Genomic DNA, 18,174 nt, shown 5'->3' on the forward strand with positions numbered 1-18,174 from the left:
CAAACCACTCCCGCCCCTTCGCGGCGCTCCCCTACCCTGTGTTCAGGAGCCTAGCCCCCGGATATGGGTAGCACCAGTGGCAAAAAGCAATCTGTGGACAACTCTTGCCTGACTGTGTCGTGCTGGTGCCTGTTTTGACTCTTACGACGGAAACAATCACCGGCCGTCACAACCGCTTCAAGCCGCACCACCATGGATCTCGTCTTGGAAAGTTAATTCATGGACCAGCCGGTGGCAGCCCGAAAATCGCGGTCGAACACTGGGTCAAGCGTTTTCATATAGGTTGCCGTGACATGGTTGTCGTCCTTGTAGACGATGACGTTTCCAATGACCGCCGGACACATGGTGCTATTGCAGAAGTTCTCAGTCAAATCCAGGAACGTCGTATTTGGCAGCGACCCTGCCACAGCATCGGTAGGCGAAGCGGGCTGGTATAGCTCGGCTCTTGGCGCGTCGCATGCCGTGAAGTCGTTGGGGTTTTGCTCTAGGCAAGCAGGGACGCTTTGCGCAAAGCGCGGCGTGTCCCGCAAGGCAACAACCTTAATGCCAGCCGCATTGAGTGCCGATACTTCATCAACCCACGTTGGATCAAGGCGTTCTGCAACCCCTACGGCAGTGTCGGTTCGAGTGCTGGTCGTCACCACCAAATCGGGCTTGGCAGCAAGAACTTCTGCCATGGTTTCCTTATTGAAATCCACGCAGCTATCTGAGATTCCTGCTGTAGTGTCCGTTCCAAGGGGGCAATACCCCTTGGTTATGGAAGTGACGCTCCAATTATTCTTCTCCGCCATGGCCAGAATGGGCGTATTGAGCACGTGCGCGTGTGAACTTCCAATCACAAAGACGCTCTTTGACCCGTTAGTCACCTCATTCGTGCAACGGTTGATGAGTTCTTCAGCGTCGGACTCGCACGACCCTGAGAATGTGGGCCAATCACCCGCGACAGCCGTAAATGTCGGAAGGAGGGGCGAACCCGGTTCAGACTGATCCACGTATCCAGACCAGAGAGATGCTGCACCGGGATTATTCTTACTGGACCCAGCCAACAGTGAATTGTTGACATTGGTGACGTGCACCTGCCAAGCGGTCAGAGGCAGAGCCACAATAGAGACACACACAACAATCACAGTGAGTGCACGGCGGCGTTTTTGTTCAATCCATTTATTGCGGCGCAAGGGCGTGTCAACCCACTTTGTCATTGCCCATGCCGCAAGGATTGAGGCCACAATGATGGCCAGTCCTGCCTTGGGTCCGGCCTGGTCTCGTCCTGACGCAACGAGGAAGACGACAAGAATGGGCCAATGGAAAAGGTACAGGGCGTAGGAACTGTCGCCAAGTTTGACGAGGGGTTTCATGCTGAGGAATCTGTCGGCGCCAAATTTACTATCAGTAAATCCGGCAACAATGATGCATGCTGCCGCCAACGTGGGCCACAGGGCCATATAGCCTGGGAACTGTTGACCCACCTGCAGGACAAGTCCGCAAGCCAACATCGCGACGACACCCAGCCAGCCCAGGACTACTCGTGTTCCTCGGCTGAATTGAAGATACGGCAAAACCAAGGCGAGAAGGGAACCCAAAGCGAATTCCCAGAGCCGGGCCCTGGTATCAAAGTAGGCAAATGTCTGGTTGGTATTTGTCGTGATGATCGAGAATATGAGGGAGCTGGCGAAGACCGCGCCGAACATGTAGAGCAATAGCACCCGTACTCGCAAGCGGAAAACACGTGCAAGGATTGCTGCGCCAGCAAAAATGAGCGGCCAAAGGATGAAAATTTGTCCCTGGATCGACAGGGACCAGAAGTGTTGCAGGGGGCTGGCTACACTGTGGTCAGCTGCGTAGTAATCCACAGCTTCAGAGGCGAGAAACCAGTTTTGATAGTAGAACAAGGACGCCCACGTTTGGCCAAAAATACTGCTCCACCTGGATTCGGGCAGAAACAAGTAGGTGGCGCCGAGGGTGGCCAACAACGTCACGGCGATCATTGGCAGGAGGCGTTTGAATAGGTGAACCCAGTATTTGAGTAGTTCCAACGCGTTGCCTGATTCAAGCTTTCGCGTGAACTGGCCTGTCAACAAGAATGCTGACACCAGAAGAAAGATATCGACTCCGCCGGAAATACGGCCAAACCAGACATGGTAGGCAACCACCATAAGCACTGCCAAGGCTCGCAAGCCTTGGACTTCTGGAAGAAACTTCCGGCCCGTCGTCTCCGACATTGGAGCACGCTTAGATGCTGCTCTTCTCCCCTTGGCTCCCAGCTTCTGGATGGTGCCCTGCGTCATAAATTGATACCCCTAGATGATTTTGCTGCCAAACCTGCAGCATCGATCCCCCCGTCTAGTATACCAATTCGTTACCAACCGTTCACATAAAGGGATCAAGTTCACATGCTACTCACAGGCGCCGCCCCAGCCCCTGGAATCCCTTGTTTGGCCATGCCTGACGGCCTGATCAGGCGTCAGCGTGGCACTTGCTGGCCGTTGCCGAAATGTGTTTTGGCTTCGGCCTCTCTCAGCCGAACCACATTCAGCGCACTCGGGTTTTTGCCCCTGGCCGACAGCCACAAGGTTGTGAGCATCCACCCCGCCCTCGGATCCATGCGCAACAAACAAGTGCAACGCACCTCACTCCTGTGGCCTGCTACCCGGCAATCGCCTTGGCATAGGTAGCCTCATATTGAGAGACAAAGGCAGCACGTCCACAATGGTCCACGCAAATAGTTCGGATCGTCGCCGGATCATAGGAATCAAAGTCCTTCCGGATCCGCACCATGGCCTCGCCAAGTTCTGCCAGGCTGTCAATGCCAGCCAATAAGCCGTTGCTTTCAACAACCGCGTTCGTGCCGGCCCACGTAGCTGTTGAGACCAACGGCAGCCCACAAGCCATGGCTTCCCAGAGGACGGTACCAAAGGCTTCGGCAGCACTGGGCAGCACAAAAACATGGGCAGAGCTGAACTCCGCCACAATCCCATTCCGTGGAACTGGCCCGATGAAGTCCACTTTTTTTTCGATTCCCAGCCTGCCAGCAAGGGCTTCCAAGGCCGCCTTGTGAACCGAATCCCCGGCGATCCTCAGCCGGACGTTGTCAACATTGCTGAATTGCTCTGCAAAAGCCTCAATGAGCAGGTCCACGCGCTTGCCCGGATCCAGATGTGAAACGTGGCCAAAGACGAAAGGGCCTGGGGGAACATCACGAGTGGCAATATCCTGAAATTGAGGGCTGAGAAGGCCCGGTATGTATTGCCACTTGTCCGGAGCAATTCCGTAAGCCTCATTGAGCACTGGCACAAACCCCCGGGCAACGGCGACAAGCGCCGAGGCGGCATACGCCGCCCGGCGCCCATGCACACCACTCCATTTTTCTTGGAGCCGCCCCACGGATGAAGGCCTGTGCTCAGTGACAATGAAGGGAATCCCAAATTCGTCAGACAGCGCGTGCGCCACGATTCCCGCCGGGAACATGGCGTGGGCATGCAGGACATCCGGCAACCCATTTTCGCTGATGTACCGGGTGAGCAGCACACGCCATGCGTGCAGGAGGACCCGTTCGTTTCCGCCAGGAACTTTGGGAAAGGGCAGCACCTTGTCCAGCCGGTACGTGGAGATCCCTGATTCAACGCTGCGGCGAATACCGGGCGCCCGGCCACGCAGTTGCGCCGGCGAATAGATGGGGATGCCCTTGACACTGACAACACCAACATCGTGACCGGCAAGCGCCACCGCTTGAGCCTGTTCGATGAAGAAACTGCCGGAAAAGTCAGTCTCGTCTGCTGGGTACCAAGACGGTAAAAACAGAACGTGCATTTCCTGTGGTCCCCTAAATTTTTTGGTGGCGGTCTGTGACATTCTACGTGTGGGCGCGGAGGCCTCCACTGCACGGGTGCCCACATGGGCGGTGAGAGAATAGCGGAATGCCTCTCGAGTCTCCCATCCTTGCCCGCAGTCAATGGCGAACCCACACCATTTCCGCTACAACAACCCTCTGGGTCATGGGTGATGCATCCTGTGACGCCCAGCTGTGCCGGCTGATGGACGACGTCGACTCCCTCACCGAAGGCCTCCGAACGGTTGCCGGGCATTTTGCGGCAGTGGTTGTTGGCCCGGAAAGGATTCTCCTCATTGAGGACCCCATTCGCAGTTTCCCGATCTTTTACACCGTGGCGGGCAATGTTGCCCGAGTTTCCGACGGCGTTTCAGCCTTGGCCGGCTCGGGCTCCGACTATGTGGCTGACTACGACTCACGGATCGAATTCCGTCATGGGGCCTACGTAGCGGGAAGCAACACTGTCCATGCAGACGTGCGTCAAGTTCAAGCCGGTGAACTCGTGACCATCAGCGCCACAGGCGACATTTCACAGAATTTTTACCGTCAAATCCAGTATTCTGCTTTGCGTCTGGAAGAAGCGGCCGCCGTTGACGCACACTTCACCGCCGCCCTGGATGCCTCCATGTCCAGGCTCCTGGCCCACGCCAAGGGGCGCCAGCTGGTGGTGCCCCTCAGCGGCGGCCTGGATTCACGGCTGTTGAGTGTCTATCTCAAGGACGCCGGCTACACCAATGTTGTGAATTTCACCTACGGCACCGGCAAAACACGCGAGGTGCTGATCAGCGAGCAAGTGGCCGCTGCCCTGGACCAAAAATGGCTTTTCTGCCGCTACGACGAGGCAACAATCCGCGATGCCTGGGATACCCCGGAAACCGCCGACTTCATTGAGTTCACCCATGCCGGAGCCTCACTGCCCCATATTCAAGACTGGTACGCAGTTCGTTGGCTCAAGGAGGAGGGCATGATTGACGACGACGCCATTTTCTTGCCGGGGCACACCATTGTGGGCAATATGCATGACGACGCCATCCTTGAGGCTGAAAGCACATCCAGGGACGACATCAAGGAACTGATACTGAAGCACCACTACACACTGCAGCCGGACAATGGCGCAGCCCACAGGAACGTGCGCCTGACAAGAACCATTGACGCCTTTTTGGACCAGATTGGCTACGACGGCTCAGCAGTGTCACGGCTGACAGCGTTGGAGTACTGGAATGTCCGTGAGCGCCAAACCAAGTACATCAATAACTCCGTGCGAAACTACGAGTTCTTTGGCTATGACTGGGCCCTGCCCATGTTGGACAGGGAAGTCTACCTGGCATGGGGGGACTTGCACCCCAACATCACGCGCAACCGGGACTGGTATGAAGGCTATGTCAACCGGCGGTACGGGGCCACAACCGGTCAGGACTTGGGAACTTTTGCCCCCACCGACGTCCCGAAAAGCCGTCGGGATGCCGTTAAGCGCATCTTGGGTCGCGTTGGGCTGCTCCGGGTCGTCGAAGGGTTTATCACGGCACGGGCCGTGCAGAATCACCCCATGGGATTCAATTGGTTTGTTCAGGGCATGAGCCCCGCCGAACTCTTCGCATACACACGCAGCGGCGGAAATCTGCTGGGCGCTTACGCCGATGAATTTCTAACAGACACCTGGAACAGTCATAGCCGGCTTTTCACTCCGGAAGATACTTTTCACTAAGCTGGAATCATGCGAATTCTCAGTGTTGTTGGCGCGCGTCCCCAATTCATCAAACTAGCCCCCATCGCCACCGCCATGCGGGGCCGGGCGGAACACCTGATCGCGCACACCGGACAGCACTATGACGAGCTCATGAGCGATGTCTTCTTTCAGGACCTGGGCATTCCAGCCCCGGATTTCAACCTTGGTGTGGGTTCGGGCAAACATGGAGCTCAGACAGGTGCCATGTTGGCCGGATTGGAAGAGATTATCGAAGGATCCGCACCGGATTGCGTCTTGGTCTACGGTGATACCAATTCCACTCTGGCTGCGGCCATTGCGGCAACCAAGCTTCATGTGCCCGTGGCACATTTGGAGGCAGGCTTGCGTTCCTTTAACCGCCGGATGCCGGAGGAACACAACCGTGTCCTGACAGACCACAGTGCAGACCTGTTACTGGCTCCCACCCAAGTGGCCATGGACCATCTGGCCCACGAGGGCCTCGCCGCCCGATCCGTGCTTGTTGGCGACGTCATGACGGATGTGCTTTTCGCGGTGCGGGACTCCCTGGGCGATTCCGCTGCGCCGCTCCCAGCGGGCCTGGTCCCGGGAGAATACTATGTCGCCACCATCCACCGCCCGGACAACACTGATTCCCCTGCCAGGCTGGCTGCGATCATTGATGAATTGGCTTCCCTGGACAAACCCGTGCTCCTTTTGGCGCATCCACGGCTGCGCAGCCTGGCCGAACAGCATGGCATCACCTTGGGCCGCGGGAGCATAATTCCGAGCCCCCCGCTGTCCTATCCCCACCTCATCAATGCGGCAAGGAACTCCGCCGGAGTGGTCACCGACTCGGGAGGCCTGCAAAAAGAAGCGTTCCTGCTGCGTGTGCCGTGCACCACCATCCGCCCGGAGACCGAATGGGTTGAAACCGTTGAACTCGGCTGGAATGCCCTGGTCAGCGACGATCTGACACGCTTGGCCAGCACTGTTCGGCGGCCTGCTCCTGCCCCAAGCGATGCCTCACCCTATGGCGATGGTCAGGCGGCCGGTCGTTCTGTGGCCGCAATCCTGACCGCCTTTGGCGGCTGACATCACAGCAGCCGGACGCCTGATCCACGTCTATTGCTAAATTTATCCGTGGGATACTGGTTGGGTGAGTCGAACTTGGATTGTTATCCCGATGTACAACGAGGCAACTGTGGTCGCCGACGTCATCAAGGGTCTTCATTCCGAATTCAGCCACATAGTCTGCATCGACGACGGCAGCACTGACGGATCGCCAGCTGTTGCCCGTGCTGCCGGGGCTGTGGTGGTGGAGCATCCCGTGAACCTGGGACAGGGGGCCGCCCTGCAAACAGGCTTGCACTATGCCCTGCTCGATCCGGGGACCACCGAGATTGTCACCTTCGACGCCGATGGACAGCATCAGGTGTCGGATGCGAAGGACATGGTTTCCAGAATTCGGTCCGGCGAAGCACAAGTTGTCTTGGGCTCTCGATTCTTGGATGACCGCACCCAGGTCTCCGCCCTGAAGAGATTGGTGCTGCGAGTGGCCGCACTGCAATCACGGATGGCCACGGGCATGGCGCTCACCGACGCTCACAATGGTTTGCGCGCGTTTGACGCCGGGACCGCAGCAAAGATCAACCTAACCCAAAACCGCATGGCGCATGCTTCCGAACTCATTCACCAGTTGTCCGACATCAAGCCACGCTGGGTGGAACATCCTGTGAAGATTATCTACACCGACTATTCCAAGGCCAAGGGCCAGTCACTGCTCAATTCGGTCAACATCCTCGCGGACCTTCTTTTTAGGTAACACCATGCAGATCATCGTTCAGATAGCGCTCGTTCTGGCTGTCATCATCGTTTCCGTGGCCCTGATGCGCGGCGGTTCCAATGCCCGCAATCTGGCCATCCGGCGGATGATGCTGGTCCTGTTTGCCTGCGTCGCGGCGTTTTCCGTCTTCTTTCCGGTGGCCCTCACCAGACTTGCACAATTCCTGGGCATCGGGCGTGGAACAGACTTAGTTCTCTATGCCCTGATTGTGAGTTTTCTGGTGTTCGTGGCCACCAACAACCACCGGTTCCGGCAGGCGGAAAAATCAATCACCAGGCTTTCCCGCCATGTGGCTCTCGAAGAAGCCGAGAAGCCGTGGCTGAGCAAACAGGACGAATCGTAACCGGCGTCCAGACTGGCGCAGCACCTACCGCCTGATCCACACCTGATAGTTCCCCGAGCCAGCTGCCAGCACAAACTTGGTTCGCAGCGTCTCAATGGCCTTCTCCGAGAGCCCGTAGTCGGCCTGGGGTGCGCCGACCACCGCCGCCTGGGCGTTGTTGAGTTGACTTTCCTGCAGCTCTTGGGCTGAGACGCCGGCGCCCATGGCGGGTCGCGCCCCATTCGTGGAGAGTTCTTCGACCATCCTGGTGCCGAAAACATCCACAATGGAACCACAACCATGGCGCATCGACCGGGACAATGAATCGCTCACAATACCCATGTACGCATAGGTGGAGAACACGCAGTCGTAGGGCGCCGCGGCTGCCACCAAGTCTGCCCCAACAACCCCCGGCAGGGGTTGCGGTTCCAACACGAAACCGCGCACTCCCACCGGAACCAGCACGGCCAACCCGAGTGCCGCCATCACGGCACCGGGCGCGCGGGCCTTCCACCCGGACCTGCGGCCCTGTGACGCTTGCCGCCGCGACAGGGCCTCGGCACAGGCACCCACCGACACACCGAGGCAGAGTGCCAGGTACGGGGCAGCAAAATTAGGGTAGTGGTCAAAGAAGCTGGCTGAAGCAAGCAGAGCACAAACAACTACCGAAGCCAGCATGGCCCACCAGAATTCCTCCCCCCATTCTCGGGGCTTGCGGCCCCCGGAGAGTCCCACAGCAGCCGCGGCAACTATGCACAGAACAGCCACAGCGCCCAACAGGAACAGCACCCATGGTGCGCCGTGATTGCCGGCAAAGTCGCCGAGCCGATGCACCAGGCCCTTGGCCGTGCCATCCGTTCGTGCCACTTGCGCCAGAATCACATCGGTGAACATTGCACCAGGGGCCAGAATGAAGAACGGCCCCATGACAACAAGGCACGTCGCAGCTCCCGCCACCAGGAAGCGCTGCAACAGCCGTGGTCCGCAACGTACAGCCACCATGACGGCCACGACGAGGATGGGCAGGATCGCCCACAGCTTGAAGCACAAGGCCAGGCCCAGAAATATTGCGGCAACCGTGACGGCCCGGCGAGGCGCTTGGCGATAATCTCGCAGGGCAAGCAACGCCGCCAAAACACACGCACCAAGAACCGGCGAAAGCATGATGGAACGCTCGGCAATCGTGGCAATCGAACTCACGGCATATATGCCCGCCCCGGCTATGACTGCCGGGTACCCCCATCGTCGCAAGAGGATACCCAGCATCAGGGTGTTCAAGGTTCCTAGCAAGGCAAAGAACACCCTGGCTGCGGCAACGCCAGCCGGGTCTGTGGCCAACTGGCCTATCAGCGCGAAGGGCAGCATGAGCACCGCAATGCCCGGAGGGTGTACCAAGACGTAGTCCCGATATGGCAGGGATCCTGCCAGCAGGTGCACACCAGCAGCATAGTGAACGCCGTCGTCGTAACCCCTGAACCCACCCAAGGTGCCCGATTCAAGCAGCGGCAGCAGCCGGGTGAGAAACGCCACAACACCCAGGGCGCCAATGAGCAGTCCCGGCACGAACCGGGCGTTGAAACGGTAAATGGCCACTTTGTTCCTTCTGCGTCAGCGCTGGCGAGACTCCGTTTAGGGGTGGGTGGTGAGCTCGGCCGCCACTTGGCGGGCGCGGGCCTGCCACGTGTTGTCCGCACGAAGGCCCATGGCTGTCTGTGTCACGGTGGCAATTTTCTCCGGGTGCTCGGCGAGATCATCAAGGAGCCGCGTCAGCGACGGCGCATCGAACGGGACGGCCCAACCGTTGCCATGACTGGCCACGAACTGGGCCACATTGGTTCCTTGGTTGACGATGACGGGTTTGCCGAATCCAATGTACTCAGCAAACTTGATCGGTGCGGCAAAGGAACGGTAAATGCTGGGTTCAATGAAGAGCATGCAGATATCCGCCTGCTGGTAATACGGTATGAGGTCTTCGCCGTTCTTGTGGACCACCTGGATCCGATCATTGAGCAATTCCCGGTAGCCCGCCGCGTTTTCTTCCCATTCCTCTTCCCTGGTACAAATGGTCAGGCAGGCATTCTTGGACGCCGCGACGGCACGCACGCAGTCGTGCATGTTGTAGTAATTGCCAACCCCTCCCACGTAAAACAAGTGGATGCCATCCTTGGGTGTCGCCGGCACGTCAACAATCTCCCCGCCTGGCGGCAGGGCGGCGTGCCGCCCTGCCGGGACGTGCGGAACAAATTTGCCCATGTCCAGCGACGGCAGATAAAGCTTGTCAACGGCGAACTTATAGGCCAAAAGGTCCAGATTGTAGAGGGCACGGGTGGCAGTGTGAACCAGCGGGTTAAGCCGTTCCTTGTACTCGGGGAAGCGCCAGTAAACATCCCGGTAAAACAAACCAACTTTGATGCCGTGCTTGCGAGCGTACCGTAAGAATCCAACATCCATGAGCGGGCGGCGCGGCAAATGGTCGGCATCCGTCAGCGCTGTGGGCATGGTGTGGCTCTCCGAGTACAGGAAGTCAAAACGCTCCCCCGCGGCAATGCGCCGCTTCAGTGCCCTGATCAGTGCACGCCTCTCCCCCGATTCACCGGAGACCAGCTCCACGTTGTAGCCAACAGCCTTGAACGCCTCAAGCATGCGCACAGGGCGCAGCCCGCTTCCTGTCTTGGCGTGGGGATTCAACGGGTACGGTACGTGATAGATCATGCTGGCCATGGATTGAACTTTCTGAAACTGATGGTGGTGGCGGGGCTCCACCACGGTGTGAGAGTCGGGGAATTGCAGGGTCAGCCACCCACGGCTGTTTGCTTCGAATCGGCTTGATGGTCAAAGCGGTGTCCCACCCAAAGCGCCATTGCTGTGAAGACCACCAAAATTGCGGCCATGGCCAAAGAAACAATCGAAAGATTGGTGACGATGTCGCCCTTGAGGAAAAACAGCAGCGACAACGGCACGGCAGTGTAGACCAGGGCATGGGCAAGCATCAGGTGCTGCGTTTCGGTAACAACAAATATTGTGGAGATCGGGGAGGTAATGAGGCTCATGAAAAGCCATGGCACCAGTGCCTGGGCGATGAGTCCCGCATCAGTCCACTGCTCCCCCAGCACAACGGGGAACGCCCACGGGGACAGCCAGTAAATCAGTGCGAACGGAACTACCCCCAGGATGGCAGAACGGAACACGGAGGATTTGGCGAATGCAAACATTGATCCGCGTTCCATGACTGCCAGTCTTTGAAAGAATACCTGGGCAAGTGCACCGTTGATCAGTCCCAGCGGCACTTCCAAAAGTTTCCAGGCCATGTAAAACTGTCCCAACAGGGACTGTGAATACACGACGCCAATAATCAGGTTGATGCCGTTGGTTCGAAGGGCGTCCACCAGGGCATTGGGGCCGTTGAGCAGGGGCATCTTGCGGTAGCGGCTGAAGAGTGAAGCAATGCTCTCCTGGGATTCGTCCAATCCGCTGCGAACGTCTCGGCCCTTGTGCCGCAGCGTCAACAGGGCAGCGCCCTGACCTACCAGGGTGCCGCCAATGAGACCGCCGACTCCTCCGAACTTGCCCAGGGCAAACGCCAGCTGAGCCAGGGCGGTCCCGCCACTTTGCAAGACCCTGTTGATGCCGATGGCCTTGTAGTCGCTGCGGCGGTTGAGCCAGTACGTCAAGGCTGAGATCTCGGCGAGGGTAAAAATACTCAATCCCACAAGCCACAACCACGGTGCCAGCTCAGGCTTGCCCATGGAGTCCGCTATCAGGGGTGAAGCAATCCCACATACCAGGGTTGCCCCAATGCTGACGGCAACGATCAGCCGGGTGACTCCCCTCTTGAGGACCTTGGCATCGGCGTCGTGCTTGGGCAGCATGATGGCCATGTCGTAGCGGAGGGCCGCAACAACCGTGACGGTGGCCACCAGGGACGAGTACAGGGAGAACAGCCCGTAGGCCTCCGGCGAGTAGAGCCTTGACAGCACCGGAGTCAGCGCGAGCATCAGAAGCTGCGCTGCGGCTGTTCCGCTTAGGAGCGTGAGTATGTGGCGCAGAAATTCGCTTCTGCGCCATCGAGCAACCCTGCCCCCATCAATGCCGCTCACGTGGACGTCGACACCGCAGCAACGCGCAACACTTCGGTGGCTGCCAGTCGTCCGGAGGCCTGCAATGATGCATTGTCCAGGACCCAGTTGCTTCGATGCCCGCTATCAGCATCGGGGGTCTGCAGGAGTGCATTCATGGCCTCGGCAACGTCTGCCACCGTGTAGGGCGCGGCAATGCCAAGCCGCTGCTCCGCCACCAGGGCGGCCCCGTCGCCCTGGCCTGCAAAGATCACCGGGGTGCCACACCCGGCAGCCGCGTAGATTTTGGTGGGCTTGGCAAAGTCATAGCCTTGGCCGGGTTTGATGCTGACCAGCGCGCCCGCAGCCCCGCGAATCCACGCGGCGGCTTCCGTCGGTGGCACCACCCCACCAAAATGGACGGCTCCCGGGACCAGTCGCTCGGCCAGCCCCTTGAGGTTCTCTTCGTCGGTGCCCTGCCCAAAGAAGCGGATCTGAGCATTCGGGTGCGTGCTGCGAATTTCGCGGAGGGCCTCGATGAAAATGCCTGCCCCCTGCCACTCGCTCATGGTTCCTGTGTAGACAAAATAAGGATTGCTCGCCGTGGCGCGGCTGCCCTGCGGACCAAAGACAGAGGTGTCCACGCCGTTGCCCACCACCTTGATGCGCTGCGCGGGCACTTTGAACTTGGCTACCTGCACAGCCACGGGGTCTGAGACGGCCAGGACAGTGGCGGCCCTTCGGAGCACGGATCCTTCCACCATGCCCATGGCTTTTTTGACGGCGTTTGGCACGTCCATGGCGGACATCGCCTCGCTCCAGACGTCTGCTGCATAGTAAACGAACGGTCGACGGCGCAACGCCGCGGACACCGCTACAGCCACCCCGGTGGTGGGAGGCGGCTCGGAGACAATCACGTCGGCGCGGGCCAGGAGCAAGCGGAAGAAAACGGGGATGTCGAAGCTCAGATACTGCACATAGCCACGCACATACCCGCCCGGATCACGTAGCACAGGCCATCGGCTGAGCTTATAGGAGGGTTTGAAGATGGGGCCCCCGGCCGGAAGCCTGGTGGTCAGCACTGTGACCTCGGCGCCTTGCTCCACGAGGCCGTCCACGAGGGCCCTCAACCGGAACGCCGCCGCCCCCACTTCGGGCACAAAGAGCCGTGTGGTGACAATAACTCGAAGCGGTTTTGCTTGTGCCACTAGCTCTGGATCCTTTCGGCTTGTCCGGTGCGGGCAGACTTCAGCACAGCCTCGGCCACGATCAGCGTGTCCTGCCCCTGCGCCATGGTCACGATGTCATTGCGCAACCCCAGGACTGCATCACGGAAGGCCTCGTGTTCGGTGCGCAGAGGTTCGGGTTTGGCGATGGCCAATCTGGTGACATTGCCTTCCGAAACGCCCCGGAACGCCCCAATGGAGTCCCATTCGGTGGCTACGGTGCCGTTCTCATAGAAGGTGAGGTCTGCCGTGAGTGTATTGGCCACGAAGGCGCCCTTTTCACCGGTGACTATTGTCAGGCGTTCTTTCATCGGGGACAGCCAGTTGACCAGGTGGTTGGTGATGACACCATTGGCCAATTTGCCCGTTACGGACACCATGTCTTCATCCGGCCGCCCGCTCCGGGTTGAGGTCTGGGCAAATACTGATTCATAGCGGCTTTGGGCCAGCCAGGCCGTCAGGTCGATGTCGTGTGTGCCAAGGTCCTTGACCACTCCGACGTCGGCAATCCGGGCCGGGAAGGGGCCCTGCCTGCGGGTGGCGATCTGGTAGACCTCCCCGAGATCGCCGTCGGCAATTCGCTGACGCAACGACTGCAAGGCGGGGTTGAACCGTTCAATATGTCCCACTGCGCCCACGAGTCCCTTGGCGGCAAACGCTTCAACGAGGCGCCGGCCGGCCGGTGCACTGGCAGCGATGGGCTTCTCCACCAGAGTATGTATGCCGGCCTCGGCCAAGGCCAGGCCAACTTCCTCATGCATGCCCGTGGGAACGGCCGCAACCGCCATGTCTATGCCGGCTGCGATGAGCTCCTCGACGCCGCCCAAGACGGTCAGGTCCCTGGCCACGCCGTGGGGATCACCATGCGCGTCAGCCACGGCGACCAAGTCCAAGCCTTCCACTTCACGAATGACGCGCCCGTGGTGGCGGCCCATCATGCCCAGGCCGATGAGTCCTACCCTAAGATTGGCCATGCTCAGGCACCCGCCTTGGTGATGGTGTTCACTGCTGTGACAATTCGTTCAAGGTCATTGCGGGTCAATGACGGATGAACTGGCAAGGAAAGTACTTCCTTGGCGGCGATCTCCGTGTTGGGCAGGTCCTCGGTGCGGTTGAACGAGGGCAGCCGGTGGTTGGGTACCGGATAGTACACACCGGAACCAATGTTGAACTCCGACCGCAGACGGGCGTGCATCTCATCCCGGCCCTCAGCCACGCGAATGGTGTACTGGTGGTAGACGTGCTCGGCACCCTGGGCAACTTTGGGTGTACCTACACCCTCAAGGTTGGCCGTCAGGAACGCGGCGTTGTCCTGGCGTTGCTTGGTCCAGCCCATGACCTTGGTCAACTGGACCCTGCCGATGGAGGCATGCAGGTCAGTCATGCGGTTGTTGAAACCAACCAGCTCGTTTTCGTACTGCGTTTCCATGCCTTGGTTGCGCAGCAGGCGAAGGTTTCGCTCCACCAGGGCGTCCGACGTCGAAACCATGCCACCTTCGCCAGAGGTCATGTTCTTGGTGGGGTACAGGCTGAACATGCCGAATTTGCCGAACGTTCCAACCTTTTTGCCGTTGACGGCGGCACCATGGGCCTGGGCAGCGTCCTCGTACAGGTCGATTCCGTGCTTGTCCGCCAATGCCGCAAAAGCCTCGGCTGCGAAAGGGTGCCCGTATAGGTGGACCGGCATGATGCCCTTGGTCTTCTCAGTTATCAGCGATTCCACATGGGCCACGTCCAGTGCGTAGTAATCCAACTCAATGTCGGCAAACACCGGGGTGGCCCCCGTGAGCGCAACCGAATTGCCTGTTGCGGCAAAGGTGAATGACGGCACAATGACCTCATCCCCTGGACCAACCCCACAAGCCAGCAAACCCAGGTGCAGGCCGGAGGTGCCGGAGTTGACGGCGACGCTGGCGCGGCCGTCGAGGAGGACCTCGGAGAATTCACTCTCAAAGCTGGCCACCTGCTGGCCCTGAGCCAACATGCCTGAGGCCATGACAGCATCAACCGCTGCCCGCTCCTGGTCACCAATAATGGGTTTTGCTGCCGGAATAAAGTCCTGGCTCATGCGCTGTCCTCAGCCTCTTTCAGGGAGTTTGAATCTTCAACATACTTGGCTCCGGTTTCCGGGCACACCCAGAAACCGCCTTCGGCATTCAGCGGGAAGCCGGCCTTGCCCACCCAGCCCAGCCGCCGTGCCGGAACGCCAACCATCAAGGCAAATGCCGGGACGTCACGAGTCACCACGGAACCAGCTGCGATGGTGGCCCAACGGCCAATGGTCAGCGGGGCAACACAGACTGCCCGGGCACCGATGGATGCACCGTCCTCAATGGTGACCCCAACAGCTGTCCAATCGTCGGCACCCTTCGGCGCTCCTTCGGGGGTGACGGCCCGCGGGTAGGTGTCGTTGGTGAGGACTACCGCGGGGCCAATGAAAACACCCTTGCCCAAAACCGCTGGCTCATAAACCAAGGCATAATTTTGGATCTTCGAATTTTCGCCTATGTGCACGCCGGGTCCCACATACGCACCCCTGCCAACAATGCAGTTCGCCCCCAGCACGGCACCCTCACGGACCTGGGCCAGATGCCAAACCTTGGTTCCGTCACCCAGGCCGGCCTGTTCCGCCACGTCGGCGCTAGCTGCTACGTATGTCATGCCGTTGTTTCCTCTCGCTGCGCACTAGATCCCTCTGAAGTGGCTTGTTTGCCATTATCCCAGCTAACCGCCCGCACCCCGGACACGGGCATACACGGCAGAGAACTTGTCCGCGATCACCCGTGGCGCATATCGGCTCGCAATGGTGCCCGAGATGGTCGCCGGAGAAACCTGCGAGAACTTTGCCAGCGCGTCGTGGATGCCTGCAGCAAAGTCTTCTGCCGAATCCCCTGCGACCAGGACGCTGTTGCGTACAGTGAGAAAATCACGCACGGCTGGCAGATCCGTGACGATCGCGGGCAGTCCGGCAGCGACGGCCTCGGCAGCCGAGACACAAAACGTTTCGTGGCTGCTGGGCAAAATAAATAGATCCGCGGCCCGCAGCGCCGCACTGACCTGGTCGGGTGCCACGAGACCGGTAATGGTGAATTTTCCGCCCAGATTGGCAGCTGCCGCAGCTGACTCAAGTTCCGCTCGCAACGGCCCATCACCCACCAAGGTCAGTGTGGCATCCAATCCGCCTGCTCGCACAAGTCGCAGCGCTTCCAACGCCAGCATGGGGCGTTTGCGCGCGATAAGCCCACCGACTCCGACGAGGCGAGGGGCGCCGTCGGGCATTCCTTGGCGGGTGGCCAGCGCATCCGGACCCTGGACCACATTGGGGACAACTTCCACCCTCCCGCCGCGTGCAAAACGGCTCAGTTGATCGGCCTGGGCGGCGCTCACGGCTGTCACCGCATCGGGTAGTTTCAAGACATACCTCAGTGGCGAAAAAACCACCCACAGCTTGGAAACGCTGGCTGGATTGGCCATTCCACTCCAGTGTTCGGTGTGCACCCAGCGGGTCCGCTTGAACGCCTGAACAGGGGCCGCAATCACGGCGGAGCTGAAAGCCATGGTGTGCAGCACGTCCGTCTGCCACAGCGCAGCCCACAACTGCCGCGCCATCGCCAGATATCCCAGCGGCCTGCGCGGGGACAGCGGAATCCGGGTGACGGGCACCGCGCCGTAGTTCTCCGAAATCACATCGCCTGAACCGCCCAGGCGGACGTGAATAACCCGCACATCGTGCTGGGCCGCAATGGCTTGAACGTGTTTGAGATTGAAGGGCGCCGTGGCCTGGTTCTCGGAGTCCGGAAACCAGGTGGTGAAGACAAGAACACGCACGTTTTTAGTTACGCCTTGCCAATGACACGGTAGGTAACGCCGTCCCACTTCTCTGCCGTGCTGACGCGCCGGCCATCGATGAACGCCTTCACCCCGGGCAAATCTGCCGGTGTCAGCTCACGGTATTCGCTGTGGTCTGCCTGGACCACGGCTGCATCCACGGCTTCGCCGAAATGGTAGGGCAGGAACCCGAGCTTTTCCAGTTCCGCGTCCGTGTACAGGGGATCGTGCACCAATGCCGTGCCGCCACGGCGTGTGATCGACTCGACCGCGTCAAAGACACCCGAGAATGCCGTTTCCTTGACCCCTCCGCGGTAGGCGGCCCCGAGGACGACGACGCGTGCCCCGGTCAGGTCACCAAACGCACCTTCCAGCAGGCCAATAGTGTATTCCGGCATGTCAGCGTTGGCCGCGCGTGCTGCGCGAACCACTGTTGCTTCCGGGTCATTCCACAGGTAGAGGCGTGGGTAGACGGGGATGCAGTGCCCGCCCACGGCAATGCCGGGCTGGTGGATGTGGCTGTATGGCTGTGAGTTGGAGGCGGCGATGACCTGGTAAATGTCAATGCCGGTTGTGGCTGCGAAGCGGGCAAACTGGTTGGCCAAGCCAATGTTGACGTCCCGGTAGGTGGTTTCCGCGAGCTTGGCGAGCTCGGACGCCTCGGCCGAGCCAAGGTCCCACACGCCGTTGCCGCGCACCAGATCCGGGCGCTCGTCAAAGTCAAGCACTGCCTCGTAGAACTCCACCGCTTTGGCGGCGCCGGCATCGGAGAGGCCACCCACCAGCTTGGGGTACTTGCGCAGGTCTTCAAAGACGCGGCCTGTCAACACACGCTCGGGCGAGAACACGAGGTGAAAATCCTTGCCCTCAACCAGGCCCGAGCCGGCTTCCAGGGCCGGCTTCCAGCGCGTTCGGGTGGTGCCCACGGGCAAGGTGGTTTCGTAGGCAACCAAGGTGTTCGGTGTCAGGTGCGAAGCCAGCTCGGCGGTTGCCGTGTCCATCCAGCCAAAGTCTGGGTTGGCATCCTTGTCAACAAACAATGGGACCACTAAAACCACGGCGTCAGCCCCGGGAACAGCGTCGGCGTAGTTCGTCGTCGCACGCAACTTTCCTGCAGGTACCAGCGCCGAGAGCATTTCCTGCAAGTGCGCTTCACCGGGGAACGGTTCTTTGGCCTCGTTGACCAAGTCAACCACGGCTTGGTTGACGTCGACGCCAACAACCTCGTGCCCCTTGGAGGCGAACTGTACAGCCAAGGGCAGACCAATCTTTCCCAGTGCAATGACAGCAATCTTCACGTTGATGTAGCCTTTTCTTTTGAATTTGCAAGATAGCTGGTGAACCGGGGCTGCTCGTCCATTGCGGTCCCGGTCCACTTTCGATCACC

15 protein-coding genes are annotated in these 18,174 nt (G+C 59.6%); 4 read left to right on the forward strand and 11 right to left on the reverse strand.

Features of this window, described 5'->3' with window-relative positions; translation table 11 throughout:
- Nucleotides 1-212: 212 nt before the first annotated feature.
- Together CVS27_RS05030 and CVS27_RS05035 are read right to left on the reverse strand one after the other, a co-directional pair.
- Entirely contained in the window at nt 213-2,219 is a 2,007-nt protein-coding gene (locus CVS27_RS05030; RefSeq protein WP_165788252.1) for an acyltransferase family protein, read from the reverse strand.
- Nucleotides 2,220-2,643: 424 nt separating this feature from the next.
- Nucleotides 2,644-3,849, reverse strand: a complete 1,206-nt coding sequence (locus CVS27_RS05035) for a glycosyltransferase (RefSeq protein WP_103464628.1) — start codon at nt 3,847-3,849, stop codon at nt 2,644-2,646.
- Nucleotides 3,850-3,914: 65 nt separating this feature from the next.
- Here CVS27_RS05035 and CVS27_RS05040 point away from each other — a divergent pair, with 65 nt between their 5' ends.
- The 4 genes from CVS27_RS05040 (at nt 3,915) to CVS27_RS05055 (ending at nt 7,699) form a co-directional block, all read left to right on the forward strand.
- Entirely contained in the window at nt 3,915-5,531 is a 1,617-nt protein-coding gene (locus CVS27_RS05040) for a hypothetical protein (RefSeq protein WP_103464629.1), read from the forward strand.
- A 9-nt stretch (nt 5,532-5,540) separates the two neighbouring features.
- The gene (gene wecB, locus CVS27_RS05045; protein WP_103464630.1) at nt 5,541-6,605 is read left to right on the forward strand and encodes a non-hydrolyzing UDP-N-acetylglucosamine 2-epimerase; all 1,065 of its coding nucleotides are present in this window, start codon (nt 5,541-5,543) and stop codon (nt 6,603-6,605) included.
- Between the two features lie 64 nt (nt 6,606-6,669).
- Nucleotides 6,670-7,335 (forward strand): glycosyltransferase family 2 protein, encoded by a 666-nt coding sequence (locus tag CVS27_RS05050; RefSeq protein WP_243399737.1) that lies wholly within the window; start codon nt 6,670-6,672, stop codon nt 7,333-7,335.
- 4 nt (nt 7,336-7,339) lie between these two features.
- Nucleotides 7,340-7,699 carry a DUF2304 domain-containing protein gene (locus CVS27_RS05055; protein ID WP_103464632.1) on the forward strand — a complete coding sequence of 120 codons (360 nt, stop codon included), beginning with the start codon at nt 7,340-7,342 and terminating at the stop codon, nt 7,697-7,699.
- 24 nt (nt 7,700-7,723) lie between these two features.
- On the opposite strand, the gene CVS27_RS05060 is transcribed toward CVS27_RS05055, so the two are convergent.
- From CVS27_RS05060 to CVS27_RS05100, 9 genes are all read right to left on the reverse strand, one after another.
- Nucleotides 7,724-9,271, reverse strand: a complete 1,548-nt coding sequence (locus CVS27_RS05060) for a glycosyltransferase family protein (RefSeq protein WP_103464633.1) — start codon at nt 9,269-9,271, stop codon at nt 7,724-7,726.
- Between the two features lie 36 nt (nt 9,272-9,307).
- Nucleotides 9,308-10,399 carry a glycosyltransferase family 4 protein gene (locus CVS27_RS05065; RefSeq protein ID WP_103464634.1) on the reverse strand — a complete coding sequence of 364 codons (1,092 nt, stop codon included), beginning with the start codon at nt 10,397-10,399 and terminating at the stop codon, nt 9,308-9,310.
- A 71-nt stretch (nt 10,400-10,470) separates the two neighbouring features.
- Nucleotides 10,471-11,775, reverse strand: a complete 1,305-nt coding sequence (locus tag CVS27_RS05070) for a lipopolysaccharide biosynthesis protein (RefSeq protein WP_165788254.1) — start codon at nt 11,773-11,775, stop codon at nt 10,471-10,473.
- A complete protein-coding gene (locus CVS27_RS05075) occupies nt 11,772-12,941 on the reverse strand; it encodes a glycosyltransferase family 4 protein (protein WP_103464636.1) in 1,170 nt (389 codons plus the stop codon). Before CVS27_RS05075 ends, CVS27_RS05070 begins: the two co-directional genes overlap by 4 nt.
- On the reverse strand, nt 12,941-13,933 hold the full coding sequence (locus CVS27_RS05080; RefSeq protein ID WP_103464637.1) for a Gfo/Idh/MocA family protein: 993 nt from the start codon (nt 13,931-13,933) through the stop codon (nt 12,941-12,943). The genes CVS27_RS05075 and CVS27_RS05080 overlap by 1 nt, the downstream gene beginning before the upstream one ends.
- A 2-nt stretch (nt 13,934-13,935) precedes the next feature.
- A complete protein-coding gene (locus CVS27_RS05085) occupies nt 13,936-15,027 on the reverse strand; it encodes a DegT/DnrJ/EryC1/StrS family aminotransferase (RefSeq protein WP_103464638.1) in 1,092 nt (363 codons plus the stop codon).
- Nucleotides 15,024-15,620: an acyltransferase gene (locus tag CVS27_RS05090; RefSeq protein WP_103464639.1), complete on the reverse strand. Its 597-nt coding sequence runs from the start codon at nt 15,618-15,620 to the stop codon at nt 15,024-15,026. Before CVS27_RS05090 ends, CVS27_RS05085 begins: the two co-directional genes overlap by 4 nt.
- Nucleotides 15,621-15,683: 63 nt before the next feature.
- Entirely contained in the window at nt 15,684-16,787 is a 1,104-nt protein-coding gene (locus CVS27_RS05095; RefSeq protein WP_165788255.1) for a glycosyltransferase, read from the reverse strand.
- An 8-nt stretch (nt 16,788-16,795) separates the two neighbouring features.
- Nucleotides 16,796-18,085, reverse strand: a complete 1,290-nt coding sequence (locus tag CVS27_RS05100; protein WP_103464641.1) for a nucleotide sugar dehydrogenase — start codon at nt 18,083-18,085, stop codon at nt 16,796-16,798.
- Nucleotides 18,086-18,174: the final 89 nt, after the last annotated feature.

Origin of the sequence: Arthrobacter glacialis (genome assembly GCF_002909445.1) — a bacterium.
Lineage (GTDB): Bacteria > Actinomycetota > Actinomycetes > Actinomycetales > Micrococcaceae > Specibacter > Specibacter glacialis.